Annotated in this window: 10 protein-coding genes; 8 read left to right on the top strand and 2 right to left on the bottom strand. The window is 74.1% G+C overall.

Features of this window, described 5'->3' with window-relative positions; genetic code table 11:
- Positions 1 to 52 precede the first annotated feature (52 nt).
- The 7 genes from ACFYWL_RS16750 to ACFYWL_RS16720 all read left to right on the top strand — a co-directional run bounded on the left by ACFYWL_RS16750 (position 53) and on the right by ACFYWL_RS16720 (position 8300).
- Complete coding sequence (locus tag ACFYWL_RS16750) at positions 53 to 1507, top strand: cytochrome P450 (protein ID WP_386973768.1); 1455 nt, start codon at positions 53 to 55, stop codon at positions 1505 to 1507.
- Complete coding sequence (locus ACFYWL_RS16745) at positions 1504 to 2418, top strand: terpene synthase (protein WP_386973288.1); 915 nt, start codon at positions 1504 to 1506, stop codon at positions 2416 to 2418. Before ACFYWL_RS16750 ends, ACFYWL_RS16745 begins: the two co-directional genes overlap by 4 nt.
- Positions 2419 to 2437: 19 nt before the next feature.
- Positions 2438 to 4111 carry a prenyltransferase/squalene oxidase repeat-containing protein gene (locus ACFYWL_RS16740; protein WP_386973285.1) on the top strand — a complete coding sequence of 558 codons (1674 nt, stop codon included), beginning with the start codon at positions 2438 to 2440 and terminating at the stop codon, positions 4109 to 4111.
- A 97-nt stretch (positions 4112 to 4208) separates the two neighbouring features.
- The gene (locus ACFYWL_RS16735) at positions 4209 to 6809 is read left to right on the top strand and encodes a nitrate- and nitrite sensing domain-containing protein (RefSeq protein ID WP_386973283.1); all 2601 of its coding nucleotides are present in this window, start codon (positions 4209 to 4211) and stop codon (positions 6807 to 6809) included.
- A gap of 87 nt (positions 6810 to 6896) precedes the next feature.
- Positions 6897 to 7319, top strand: a complete 423-nt coding sequence (locus ACFYWL_RS16730) for a roadblock/LC7 domain-containing protein (RefSeq protein WP_386973281.1) — start codon at positions 6897 to 6899, stop codon at positions 7317 to 7319.
- Positions 7320 to 7324: 5 nt separating this feature from the next.
- Positions 7325 to 7711, top strand: coding sequence for a DUF742 domain-containing protein (locus ACFYWL_RS16725; protein WP_386973279.1), 387 nt, complete (start codon positions 7325 to 7327; stop codon positions 7709 to 7711).
- Entirely contained in the window at positions 7692 to 8300 is a 609-nt protein-coding gene (locus tag ACFYWL_RS16720; protein ID WP_386973277.1) for an ATP/GTP-binding protein, read from the top strand. Before ACFYWL_RS16725 ends, ACFYWL_RS16720 begins: the two co-directional genes overlap by 20 nt.
- Positions 8301 to 8361: 61 nt before the next feature.
- Here the strand turns inward: ACFYWL_RS16720 and ACFYWL_RS16715 are convergent, their stop codons facing one another.
- Positions 8362 to 11217 carry an aconitate hydratase gene (locus tag ACFYWL_RS16715; protein WP_386973274.1) on the bottom strand — a complete coding sequence of 952 codons (2856 nt, stop codon included), beginning with the start codon at positions 11215 to 11217 and terminating at the stop codon, positions 8362 to 8364.
- A gap of 238 nt (positions 11218 to 11455) precedes the next feature.
- On the opposite strand from ACFYWL_RS16715, the gene ACFYWL_RS16710 reads away from it, so the two are divergent.
- Entirely contained in the window at positions 11456 to 12115 is a 660-nt protein-coding gene (locus ACFYWL_RS16710) for a DedA family protein (RefSeq protein ID WP_386973271.1), read from the top strand.
- 52 nt (positions 12116 to 12167) lie between these two features.
- On the opposite strand, the gene ACFYWL_RS16705 is transcribed toward ACFYWL_RS16710, so the two are convergent.
- Positions 12168 to 13211: a glycerophosphodiester phosphodiesterase family protein gene (locus ACFYWL_RS16705; RefSeq protein ID WP_386973269.1), complete on the bottom strand. Its 1044-nt coding sequence runs from the start codon at positions 13209 to 13211 to the stop codon at positions 12168 to 12170.
- Positions 13212 to 13647 lie beyond the last annotated feature (436 nt).

The raw sequence follows: 13647 nt of genomic DNA, 5'->3' as shown, positions 1-13647 counted from the left end.
ATGTCGCCCACGAAAATTCTTCCGCTCTCCCCTGGAGAAGTTGACCTGCTCAATGGCATGCTCGGGCGGACCGCTACTTTCCACAGTCCTTTCGCGACGCACAGTTGACCAGGGGAGTGCACCACCCGTGGTAACCCCACACCCGGCCCCCACCCGTGCTCGGCGAGCGAGATCCGTTCCGCTGCGGCACGTCGCGCCCGGCCTGCTCCGCGACCCCGTCCGCGCCCTCGTCGGGTTCGGCGAGCGGGCCGGCGGCGAGGTGATGCGGCTCAACGTCGGCGCGTTCCGGCCCTACCTGGTGACCGACCCCGACCACGTGCAGCAGGTGCTGGGCGACCGGGCCGACAACTTCGGCCGGGCCGGCGACGGCGCGTTCTGGGGCCCGCTGCGCCGGCTGTTCGGCGACGGCATCCTCGGCGACGGTCCCGTGTGGTCGGACAGCCGGCGCATCCTCCAGCCGCTGTTCACCGCCCGCCGCGTCGAGGCGGTGCTGGACCGGATGGCCGCCACGATCGCCGACGCGGTCGCCGAGCTGGACGCGCCGGCCCGCGCCGGCCGGCCCGTCGACATCGGCGCCGAGCAGGCCCGCATCGTGTGCCGGGCAATCATGGAGACGTTCTTCGGCGGCCGGATCTCGGTCGCCGACGCGCTGCGGGTCATCCGGGCCCAGGACGCGATCGCCACCTCGGTGATCCCCCGGGTGCTGGTTCCGTTCGCCCCGCTGGCGCTGCCGATGCCCGGCGACCGGGCGTTCCGCGACGCCGCCCGGCGCATCGACGAGGTGCTGACGCCGATCGTCCGGTCGGCGCGGGGCAGCGACGGCGACGACGTCATCGCGACGCTGTGGCGGGGCGCCACCGCCGACGGCCGGCCGCTGGACGAGCGGCAGGTCCGCAACGACACCGTGGCCATGGTCGCCGTGACCACCGAGACCACCGTCAACGTGCTGACCTGGCTCTGGCCGCACCTGGCGCGCTCGCCGCGGGTCGCGGCCCGGTTGCAGGAGGAGATCGACTCGGTGGCGGGCGGCGGCGCGGTCGGCCCCGAGCACCTGCCGCGGCTGCGCTACACCCGGATGGTGCTCGACGAGCTGATCCGGCTCTACCCGGTGGCCTGGCTGGCGCCCCGGCAGGTGATGCGGCCGGCGACGCTCGGCGGCGTACGCCTGCCGGCCGGGGCGACGGTGCTGGTCAGCCCGCTGGTCACCCAGCGGCTCGCCCGCTACTGGGCCGACCCCGATGCGTTCGACCCGGACCGGTTCACCCCGGAGCGGGTCCGGGCCCGGCACCGTTACGCGTTCTTCCCCTTCGGCGGCGGCCCGCACCAGTGCCTGGGAATGCACCTGTTCTATCTGGAGGCGCAGCTCATCGTGGCGAACCTGTTGACCCGCTACCGCCTGCGGGTGCGCAGCTCCCGCCTGCCCGCCGTGAAGCTCGCCGCCGCGCTGCGCACGAGGGACCGCGTGGAGCTGGACGTGCGCCTCGCCCACACCGGGGCCGTCGCGTGAACGTCGTCACGCCACCGTCCACGGTGCTGCCCGACCAGCTCTCCGTCGCCGCCGAGCAGGGCCGCATCTGCGCGCTCGCCGCGCAGGGGCAGCGCGACCTGCAACGGCACGCGGCCCGTTACCCGGACCTGTTCGCCGGCCGGGCCTTCGACGCCGCGCTGTTCAGCAACATCGCCCTGGCCATCGCCTTCGGCGCGCCCTGGTGCACCGCCGAGCAGCTGCGGCTGACCAACCGGATGGTGCTGTGGGGGTTCGCCCTCGACTGGCGGATCGACTACCTGGCGAAGTCCCGGGCGGACGTCGACCGGGTGGTGGCCGGCACCCTGGCGGTCGCCGAGGGGGCCAGCCCCGACGCCGACGACCCGCTCGGCCGCCTGCTCGCCGAGCTCCGCGACGACCTCGCGGGGGTGCCGGCCTTCGCCGAGCTGGGCGACGCCTGGCGCGCGGCGGTGCGCCGCACCGTGACGGCGATGGCCCGGGAGTGGGACTGGAAGACCGCCAGGGAGCGCGACGGCGCGCCGCTGCCCGGCTTCACCGAATACCTCGCCAACGCCGACAACCTCGCCTGCACGGTGGTCAACGTCGCGCACTGGATCGGGACGGGCGACGCGGAGACCCACCGGCGGCTCGGCCGGCTGGTGACCGTCAGCGACGAGGTGCAGCGGGTGCTCCGGCTCGTCAACGACCTCGCCACCTACGAGCGGGACCTCGAATGGGGCGACCTGAACGCGCTGCTGCTGGTCGACGACCGCGCCGAGGTCGACCAGCGCATCGTCGAGCTGGTCGAGCGGTGCACCGAGCTGCTGGCCCCGCTGTCGGGCGGCTGCCCGCTCCAGGCGGCGTACCTGGCCCGGCAGATCGGGTTCAGCAGCGGCTTCTACCGCTCCGCCGACTTCTGGGGGCAGCGGTGACGACCTTCTGGGGGCAGCGGTGACGCTCACTCGGCAGCGGGCCGCCGCCTGCGGCCACGCCGACCGGCCGTTCCGGGACCCGGAGTCCGCCGCGGACGCCCGCGAGCTGGTCGCCGCGATGACCCTCACCCCGGGCGGGCAGTCGTCCGCCTCGGTGTACGAGACGGCGCGCCTGGTCAGCCTCGCGCCGTGGCTGACGCACCACGCCGAGCGGGTCGCGTACCTGCTCGCCGGCCAGCATTCCGACGGCGCGTGGGGCGGCCCGCAGGGGTACGCCCTGGTGCCGACGCTGAGCGCCACCGAGGCGCTGCTGACCGCGCTGCGCCGGGGGGACGCCGCCGGGCTCCCGGGCGCCCGCGCCGCGGAGCGGCTGGGCCGGGCCGCCGACGGCGGGCTGCGCGCCCTGTACCGGTGGCTCGCCGGCCCGGCCCCGTTCGTCCCGCCCGACCTGCCGGCCACCGACCTGACGGTCCCGGCGCTGGTCGCCTCGGTCGCCGCGCACCTCGACGCGGTGCGCGCCGACCCGCCGCCCGGCCTCGCCGCCTGGCGTGACGCCGGCCCACTGCCCCTGCCGTCCGGGCTGGACGACGCCCGGCTCGACCGGGTCCGCGCGCTGGTCGCCTCCGGCCGCCCGCTGCCGGTGAAGCTGCTGCACGCCCTGGAGGTGGCCGGCCCGGCGGCCCGCCGGGCCGCCGGGGTGACCCCGGTGGGGCCCGGCACCGTGGGCGCGTCCCCGGCGGCGACTGCCGCCTGGCTCGGCGGGCCCGACGCGGGGCCCGGGGCCGCCGCCGCGCTGTCCTGGCTGGAGGACGTCGCCCGCCAGCACGGCGGCCCGGTGCCGTGCGCGACCGGGATCACCGTCTTCGAGCGGGCCTGGGCGCTGAGCACCCTGAGCCGGGCGGGCATGACGCTGCCCGTCCCGCCCCGGCTGCTCGCCGGCCTGGCGGCCACCGTCGGTCCCGCCGGCACCGCCACCGCTCCCGGGCTGCCCGCCGACGCCGACACCACGGCGGTGACCCTCTACGCGCTGGCCCGCCTCGGCCGCCCGGTCGACCCGGCCAGCCTCTGGGGGTACGACACGGGCGAGCACTTCTGCACCTGGCCGGGGGAGGACGGCGCCTCGGTCACCACCAACGCCCACGTGCTCGACGCGCTCGGCTGGCACCTGGCCCACCACGCGCCGGCCGACGCCCGGCTCACCGCCGTGACGCGGCGGCTCACCGGCTGGCTCGCCGACAGGCAGTCGTCCGACGGGGCGTGGACCGACCGCTGGCACGCCTCGCCCTACTACGCCACGAGCTGCGCGGTGCTCGCCCTGGCCGGTCACGGCCGGGGCCCGGCCGCCGCGGGCGCGGTCGCCCGGGCCGCCGACTGGGTGCTCGCCGGGCAGCGCGCCGACGGTTCCTGGGGACGGTGGGGCGGCACGGTCGAGGAGACCGCGTACGCCGTGCAGGTCCTGCGCGCCGCCGGGTCCGCCGCGCCGGCCGGCGTCGAGGCGGCGCTGGGCAGGGCTCGGCGCTACCTGGCCACCATGGAGGGACGCGACGGCGTGCCCGCGCTCTGGCACGACAAGGACCTCTACCGCCCCGTCGTGATCGTCCGCGCCGCCGTCGCCGCAGCCCGTCATCTCGTCCGCGTGGGGGCCTGCACCGGCCCCGGGCACGGCAGGACCCCCTTGATCAGTGCCGCTTGAGTGAACAAACCGACACTGCTAGCGTGCGCGCGTGGTCGACGGTGTACCGGCCACATGCGCTCCGGCAGCCCCCCGAACAGCCGGCCAGGACGGTGTGATGCGTTCCCGCAGTACGAATCTCCGTACGAAAATCGTCGCCCTGCTGGCGTCGCTCGTCGCGCTCTGGGCCTTCGCAGCGTGGGTGACCCTGCGGGACGGCGCCAACCTGCTCGGGGTGCAGGCGCTCAACGAGTCGGTGTCCGAGCCGAGCGAGGCGCTGGTGCTTCAGCTTCAGCGGGAACGGAAGCTGTCGCTGGCCTACCTGGGCCGGCCGGACGAGGCGCGGCGGGAGGCGCTCGGCGCGGAACGGCGGCGCACCGACGAGCTGGCGTCGACGTTCCGCGAGTCGTCCACCAGCTGGCGCGCGGACGTCGCCGCCAACGACACGCTCAAGCAGCGGCTCAAGGCGGCCTACGGGCAGCTGTCCCGGCTGGGCGAGACCCGCTCCGGGGTGGACGCCCGCAGCGTCGACCGGTCGTCGACCCTCGCCGCGTACGGGCAGGTGGTCCGGTCCATCTTCGATGTCTACACGGCCCTCGGGCTCCTGGACGACCAGCAGGTCGGCGAGGACACCACCGCCCTGATCGAGCTCAACCGCGCCCGTGAGCTGCTCTCCCAGGAGGACGCCATGCTCACCGGCGTGCTCTCGGCGGGGCGGATGACCCCGGTGGAGCGGTCCCAGCTCGCCCAGCTCATCGGCGCGCAGCGGTTCGCGGCCGACCTGGCGGTGAGCCGGCTGCCCGCCGCCGACCGGGAACGCTACGACGCGATGGTCGGCGGCGAGGCGTTCGAGAACCTGCGCGACCTGGAGGACGGCATCCTTCAGGGCCGGGGCGTGGACCCCCGGCTGGGCTTCGAGGCCGCCGACTGGGACGCGGCGGTGGCGCCCGCGCTGTCCCAGTGGAGCGAGGTCGTGATCGCCGGCGGCGACGACGTGGTCGAGCGGGCCACCCCGGTCGCCGTGACGGTGATCATCCGTCTGGTGCTCGCCACGGGCCTGGGCCTGCTCGCCGTCGTCGCGTCGATCATCGTGTCGATCACCACCGCCCGGGCGCTGCTGCGGCAACTGGAGCGGCTGCGTGACGCGGCGTTCACCCTGGCCAACGACCGGCTGCCCAGCGTGGTGGAGCGGCTCGGTCACGGTGAGGACGTGGACGTGGCCAGGGAGGCCCCGCCGCTGGAGTTCGGCGACGACGAGGTCGGCCAGGTGGGCAAGGCGTTCAACGCGGTCCAGGAGACCGCGCTGCGCACCGCCGTCGAGCAGGCGGAGCTGCGCCGCAACGTCCGCGAGGTCTTCCTCAGCCTGGCCCGGCGCACCCAGGCGCTGGTGCACCGCCAGCTCACCCTGCTCGACGCGATGGAACGCCGCGAGCAGGACGCCGAGGAGCTGGAGGACCTGTTCCGGGTCGACCACCTCGCCACCCGGATGCGGCGTAACGCCGAGAACCTGATCGTGCTCTCCGGCTCCACGCCGGGCCGGGCCTGGCGGCGCAACGTCCCCATGGTCGACGTGGTCCGTGGCGCGGTCGCCGAGGTGGAGGACTACACCCGGGTCAACGTGCTGCCGCTGGGCAACGTCTCGCTGGCGGGCCGGGCGGTCGGCGACATCATCCACCTGCTGGCCGAGCTGATCGAGAACGGCCTGTCGTTCTCGCCGCCGCACACCACGGTGGAGGTGCGCGGTCAGGCGGTGGCCAACGGATTCGTCATCGAGATCGAGGACCGGGGCCTCGGCATGAGCGAGGAGGACCTCGCCGCCGCGAACCACCGCATCGTGGACCGCTCCGAGCTCAACCTGGCCAACGCCGCCCGGCTCGGCCTGTACGTGGTCAGCCGCCTCACCGACCGGCACGGCGTCCGGGTGCAGCTCAAGGAGTCGGCGTACGGGGGCACCACCGCGGTCGTGCTGATCCCGGCGGAGCTGGTCACCGAGTCGGGTGAGGCCGGCGGCGCCGGGCGCACCGGCAGGACCGACCCGTCCACGCCGGTCGTGCCGGCCCGGCCGGGCCCGTCGGGCGACCGGCCGGCGGCCCGCCCGGCCACGCCGGTGGCGCTGGCGGAGGCCCCGACGGCCCCGGCCGCCGGGCCGCCCGGCGCGGACGACGGCACGCCGGGCCTGCCCACCCGCGCGCGGCCCCGCGCCGCCGGCCCGGCACCGGCCGTCCCGGGCGGGGAGACCGAGCTGCCGGTACGCTCCCGGCGTCCCGCCGGGCTGTCGGCGCTGGACGCGCCGACCGTGCCGACCGGCCTCCCGATCGCCACGCCACGGCCGTCCGGCGGCGACGCGGCGTCGGGCTCCACGGTGCAGCGCCCGGAGCTGGCCGACCGGCCCGACGGGACCGCCGCCGACGGCGAGGCCGCCGCCGCGCCCGACGCCCCGGCCGCCGCCCCGGCGTCCGTGCAGCGCACCGGCTCCGGGCTGCCGGTGCGGGTACGCCAGGCCAGCATCGTGCCGGAGTTGCGGGAGGACCCGGCCACGCAGCCCGACGAGGAGGAGGACACGGTCCGGGTGCCGGAGCAGGTCCTCAAGATGATGAGTTCCTACCAGAGCGGCACCCGCCGTGGCCGCACCGACGCGGCCCGGTTGCTCGGTGGGGCCGGCGGACCGGAGCCCACGGGCGGCTCGGGCGACGCCGCCGACGAGCACGAGGCGACCTGAGGACGGCGCGGACGACCCGCGCCGTGGCGGGACGGCAGGTCCCAGACGACAAACGGCGACACCAGCCGGGGGAGAAGAGGACGACGAGTGGGGCAGAAGACGGCTTCGAGTGCCGATCTGACGTGGTTGCTGGATGATCTGGTCGGCCGGGTGAAGCAGGCCGAGCACGCGGTCGCGCTCTCCACAGACGGCCTGCTCATGGCCTCGTCGCAGGGCCTGAGCCGGGACGACGGGGAGCACCTCGCCGCGATGGCGGCCGGCATCCAGAGCCTGGCCCGGGGCGCGGGGAAGCGGTTCGGCGGCGGCCAGGTGCAGCAGACGATCATCGAGATGCAGTCGTCGTTCCTGTTCGTCACCGCCGCGGGCCGCAACGCGTGCCTCGCGGTGCTGGCCTCCGAGGACGCCGACGTCGGCCTCATCGCGTACGAGATGGCCATGCTGGTGACCCGGGTCGGCAAGTACGTGGCCTCTCCGTCCCGGCTTCCCGAGCAGCCGGTCGGCGAGAAGTAGCCGCGATGACGGTCCCGGGGGAGTCCACGGAGGAGCGGTGGGTCGACGACCACGCCGGGCCGGTGGTCCGACCGTACGCGGTGACCGGTGGCCGGGCGCGCCCGGTCACCGGCACGTTCGACCTGATCTCCCTGGTGACGGCCACCCGCTCGGAGGTGTCGCCGGAGGTCGGGCTGGGCCCGGAGCACCTGGCCATCGTCTCGCTCTGCCAGCGGATCCAGTCCGTGGCGGAGGTCGCCGCCCACCTGGACCTGCCGGTGGGTACGATCCGGGTTCTGCTCGGCGACCTGATGGCGCGCGACCTCGTGCAGGTTCGCGAGCCGAGGACGACCGCGGGCCTTCCCGACGACAGCATCTTCGAGGCGGTTATCAATGGACTACGGGCCCTCTGAGCGGCCGGCGGGAGCCGTGCCGCTGCCCACCGCGATCAAGATCCTGGTCGCGGGCGGCTTCGGCGTGGGCAAGACCACGATGGTCGGTGCGGTCAGCGAGACCCGGCCGCTGCGGACGGAGGAGGTGCTCACCGAGACCGGGGTCGGCATCGACGACCTGTCCGGAGTGGAGGGCAAGACGACCACCACCGTCGCGATGGACTTCGGCCGGATCACCATCAGCGACGACCTGGTGCTCTACCTGTTCGGCACGCCGGGGCAGGACCGGTTCTGGTTCGTCTGGGACGAGCTGGCGCTCGGCGCGCTCGGCGCGGTGGTGCTCGCCGACACCCGACGGCTGGCCGACTGCTTTCCGTCGATCGACTACTTCGAGGGGCGCGGCACCCCGTTCGTGGTCGCGGTGAACTGCTTCGAGGGCGCCCGCCGCTACCGGCTCGACGAGGTGCAGGCCGCGCTCAACCTCGACCCGGGGGTGCCGGTGCTGCTCTGCGACGCGCGGCAGCGGGAGTCGAGCAAGGAGGTGCTCATCACGCTGATGGAGCACGCGCTGAAGATCCGGGAGGCCCGCCGCCGCGCCGCCGGCGGCTGACACACGCAAGGAAGGGCCCCTTGTTAACAGACGTCTGTTAACAAGGGGCCCTTCCTTGCGCTCAGCTGGCGATCATGCGGCGCAGGACGTACTGGAGGATGCCGCCGTGGCGGTAGTAGTCCGCCTCGCCGGGAGTGTCGATGCGGACCACCGCGTCGAACTCGACGCCGGTGTCGGTGGTGACCCGCACCGTGCGCGGCGTCTCGCCGTCGTTCAGCGCGGTCACCCCGCTGATCGAGAACGTCTCCGTGCCGGTCAGGCCCAGCGACTCGGCGGTGGTGTCCACCGGGAACTGTAGCGGCAGGACGCCCATGCCGATCAGGTTCGACCGGTGGATCCGCTCGTACGACTCGGCGATGACCGCCTTCACGCCGAGCAGCATGGTGCCCTTGGCCGCCCAGTCGCGCGACGAGCCGGAGCCGTACTCCTTGCCGGCCAGGATGACCAGCGGGACGCCCGCCTCCTGGTAGGCGGTGGAGGCGTCGTAGATGGTGGTCTGCTCGCCGGTCAGGTGGTTGACGGTGAAGCCGCCCTCCACGCCGGGCACGAGCTGGTTGCGCAGCCGGATGTTGGCGAACGTGCCGCGGATCATCACCTCGTGGTTGCCCCGGCGCGAGCCGTACGAGTTGAACTCGTGGCGCGGCACGCCGTGCTCGGCCAGGTACTTCCCGGCGGGGGAGTCCGCCTTGATCGAGCCGGCCGGGGAGATGTGGTCGGTGGTCACCGAGTCGCCCAGCTTCGCCAGCACCCGCGCGCCGGCGATGTCCCGCACCGGGGCCGGCTCCTGCTGCATGCCCTCGAAGTACGGGGGCTTGCGCACGTAGGTGCTCTCGCCCTCCCAGGCGAACGTGTCGCCCGTCGGCGTCGGCAGCGACTGCCACCGCTCGTCGCCGGCGAACACGTCGGCGTACGCGGCGCTGAAGCCGGTCGCGCCGATCGCCTGGGCGATGACGTCCTGGATCTCGGCGCTGTTGGGCCAGATGTCGCGCAGGAAGACGGGGTTGCCCGCGGCGTCCTCGCCGAGCGGCTCGTTGGCCAGGTCGATGTCCATCGTGCCGGCCAGCGCGTACGCCACCACCAGCGGCGGGGACGCCAGGTAGTTCATCTTCACGTCCGGGTTGATCCGGCCCTCGAAGTTGCGGTTGCCGGAGAGCACCGAGACGACGGCGAGGTCGCCCTCGTTGACGGCGGCGGAGACCTCCTCCGGCAGCGGGCCGGAGTTGCCGATGCAGGTGGTGCAGCCGTAGCCGACCAGGTTGAAGCCGAGCTTCTCCAGGTAGGGGGTGAGGCCGGCGCGGTCGTAGTAGTCCATGACGACCTTCGAGCCCGGCGCGAGGGTGGTCTTCACCCACGGCCTGCGGGCCAGGCCCTTGTCGACGGCGTTGCGGGCCAGCAGCGCCGCCCCGATCATCACCTGCGGGTTGGAGGTGTTGGTGCAGGAGGTGATCGCGGCGATCACCACCGCGCCGTGGTCCAGCTCGTACTCCACGCCGTCGGCGCCGGTGACGCGCACCGGGTTGCTGGCCCGGCCGCCCGCGCCCACGGCGGCGGTGACCAGGTCGCGCGGCGCGTCGGCCGGGTCGTTGACCCCGTTGGCGGGGGAGTCGCTGGCCGGGAAGGACTCGGCGGACGCCTCGTCGGCCGGGCCGGCGGTGCCGACCGGCTGCTCCTGCTGCGGCACGCCCGGCGTGCGGCCGGCGTCGCCGCCGGTGGCGTCGGCGGCCACGTAGTCGGTCAGCGCCGAGCGGAACAGCGTCTTGGCGCTGCCCAGCGGCACCCGGTCCTGCGGGCGCTTCGGGCCGGCCAGGGACGGCTCGATGGTGCCCAGGTCCAGCTCCAGGCGCTCCGAGTAGTCCGGCTCGGCGGCCGGGTCGTGCCAGAGGCCCTGCTCCTTGGCGTACGCCTCGACGAGCGCCACCTGCTGCGGGTCGCGCCCGGTCAGCTCCAGGTAGCGGACGGTCTCGCCGTCGATCGGGAAGATCGCCACGGTGGAGCCGTACTCCGGCGACATGTTGCCGATGGTGGCCCGGTTGGCCAGCGGCACGGCGCTGACGCCGGGGCCGTAGAACTCGACGAACTTGCCGACGACGCCGTGCTTGCGCAGCATCTCGGTGATCGTGAGCACCAGGTCGGTGGCGGTGGTGCCGGCGGGCATCTCGCCGTGCAGCTTGAAGCCGACGACCCGGGGGATCAGCATGCTGACCGGCTGGCCGAGCATCGCGGCCTCGGCCTCGATGCCGCCGACGCCCCAGCCCAGCACGCCCAGGCCGTTGACCATCGTGGTGTGCGAGTCGGTGCCGACCACCGTGTCCGGGTACGCCTGCCCGCCCCGCTCCATGATCGTGCGGGCCAGGTACTCGATGTTGACCTGGTGCACGATGCCGGTGCCCGGCGGGACGACCTTGAACTCGTTGAACGCGGTCTGGCCCCAGCGCAGGAACTGGTAGCGCTCCTTGTTGCGCTCGTACTCCAGCTCGACGTTGCGCTCGAAGGCGTCCTCACGGCCGAACAGGTCGGCGATGACGGAGTGGTCGATGACCAGCTCGGCGGGCGCGAGGGGGTTGACCTTGGTGGCGTCGCCGCCGAGGTCGCGGACCGCCTCGCGCATGGTGGCCAGGTCGACCACGCAGGGTACGCCCGTGAAGTCCTGCATCAGCACCCGCGCCGGGGTGAACTGGATCTCCACGCTCGGGTCGGCGGTCGCGTCCCAGCCGCCGAGCTGGCGGATGTGGTCGGCGGTGATGTTCGCGCCGTCCTCGGTCCGCAGCAGGTTCTCCAGCAGGATCTTCAGGCTGTAGGGGAGCCGTTCGTGCCCCTCCACCTTGCTGATCTTGAAAATCTCGTAGCTCGCGTCTCCGACGCGTAGCTGGGTCTTCGCACCGAAGGTGTCGAGGCTCGCCACGTCGTACTCCTTCACACCAGCGACCGTGAGTAGTCCTGAGCAGTCTGTCGCACCGGCCGGGGCGACGCCCCGGTTAGGTGACACTTACCGCGATTCCCGTTTCAACAAAACCGTACGTCCGTCTTGCTAGTCGCGCAACCCGGCCCCAGGCTTCGGGACGCGCCCGCGCCCGCCCGGGTGGCCCGGCGGCGGAGGGCACGCCGCGCCCAGGCAACCCGGGTAGGGTTCGAGGCCGGACCAGAAGGGATGCGCCGTGGTCGACGTACAGCACTGGCTGACCGCGCTGCCCCCGGTCGCGGTCTACCTGATCGTCGCCGGGGTGATCGGCGTGGAGAGCATGGGCGTCCCACTGCCCGGCGAGATCGTCCTGGTCAGCGCCGCCCTGCTCGCCGCCACCGGCGTCGTGCAACCCGAGTGGGTGGCCGTCGCCGCGGCGTTCGGCGCGATCGTCGGCGACTCCATCGGGTACGCGGTGGGCCGCCGGGGCGGCCGGCCCCTGCTCGCCCGGCTGGGCCGGCGCTTCCCGAAACACCTCGGCCCCGCGCAGCTCGCCCGCGCCGAGCAGAGCTTCGCCCGGCACGGCGTGTGGGCCGTCTTCTTCGGCCGCTTCGTGGCGCTGCTACGCATCCTCGCCGGCCCCCTGGCCGGCGCGCTGCACGTGCCGTACCGCAGGTTCCTGCTGGCCAACGCGGCCGGCGGCCTGCTCTGGGCCTTCGGCACCACCTACCTGCTCTACAGCGTCGGGCGGGCCGCCGAGCACTGGCTCAAGGACATCTCCTGGGCGGGGCTGGTCCTCGCCGTCCTCGCCGGCCTGGGCAGCACCTGGTGGCTGCGGCGGCGGGCCCGCCGGCTGGAGCAGGCGGACACGTCCGGCGAGGCCGAGCCGGTCGGCGCGACCGCCGGCGACCGCTGACCGCTGACGTGGTGGTGGCCGGTCACCGGCCCAGCAGGGGCGCGGCCCCGGCTCACCGACCCAGCAGCGGCGCGACCACGTCGATCCGGTTGGTCCACACCCCGCCCGTCCAGCCCGCCGGGATCGTGTCGACGTCGTCGGGGTCGTCGAAGCCCTCCGAGAACTCGCCCGACCCGTTCACCACGACCACCCGCGTGTCCGCCTCCCGCATCCGGGCCACGAACCGGTTCGGCCAGCCCCACATCAGCCGCCCGTAGCGCTGCGGCAGGTGCAACTGACGGTGGTGGCAGGCGTCCGGGACGTGCCCCGTCCAGCCGGTCGCCAGGTACGCCGCCAGGCAGTCCTGCATGATCTTCTTCGAGGTGACCCGGACGTCGGGCAGCCGGGCCGAGAACGCCGCCACCGCCAGGTCGCCGCCGTACACGGTGAGGGTGTCGCGTCGCTGCCGCGGCAGGGTCGCCAGGAGGTCGGCCGGCGCCTCGCCCTCGGCGGCCCCCTCGACCTTGAGGTGGATCAGCAACTCCCGGTCGGGGAACTCGGCCAGCACCTCGTCGACCGTCGGCAGCAGCCCGACCCCCTTCCCTCGGAACGGGAACGTCCTCCCGCCGTCGCTGGTGTAGCCGTAGCCGAGGTCGAGCCCGCGCAGCTCGGCGAGGGTGTGGTCACGGACCGTCCCCGTGCCGTCGGTGCGGCACTGCAACGTCGCGTCGTGGAAGACCGCCAGGCGACCGTCGCGGGTGACCTGCACGTCGAACTCCACCAGGTCGGCGTCCGCCGCGAACGCCGCCCGCATCGACGCGAGCGTGTTCTCCAGGTACGGGTGCTGCGGCGGGTGGATCCGCTCGGCGGTGCAGGTGTCGTTGGTGACGCCGGCCAGGTCGAACGTCTGGGCCAGCCCCCTGTGCGCCAGCAGGAACGGCCCGCCCGGTGGCCGACCGGCCAGGGTGGAGCTGTTGCCGACGTACAGGCCGGCGGCGGCCAGCAGCACGACGGCCAGCGCGACCGCGAGCCGACTCCGCCACCGCCGACCCCGGCCCGTCCGCTTCTCGCCCGGCGCGCTGTCGCTTGCGGCAGATCCCGTTCCCCGTTCGGTCACCGGGGCAGCCTGCCAGCGGGCGCCGGTCACCGGCAAGCGGCGCAGCCCACGCCCGCCCGGCCCCCTCCCCGGTGCGGCGATCTTGCACTTCGGGCCCCACTCCTGGGCTTTTCATCCCTTTTGCCGGGGCCGAAACTGCAAGATCGCCGCGGCTGCCCCGCGGCGGTGCGTGCGGGGCCGCCGGCCGGGGCAGGTCCGGGCCGGTCATGCCTGGTCATCGTGGTGCTCCGCCGACCTGTGACCCCAGAACGCGGACGCCCTGGCAGCACCTCGGCCGGGACGTCCGCGTTCTCGTGATCAGGGCCTTGCCGGGCTGGGCTAGCCGGACGAACTGGTCAAGGTCGTGCTCAATGCAGGAAAGAGTGGCCTCCAACGCGAGCTGGGGATTTAACGCTGGGGTTGGGGTAGTGCCGGTGGTTGGTGGTTGGTTCGGTGT

The sequence above is a fragment of the Micromonospora sp. NPDC002575 genome (assembly GCF_042889525.1).
Lineage (GTDB): Bacteria > Actinomycetota > Actinomycetes > Mycobacteriales > Micromonosporaceae > Micromonospora > Micromonospora carbonacea.
The sequence above is the reverse complement of the archived record's forward strand: the minus strand, read 5'-3'. Positions and strand labels throughout refer to the sequence as shown.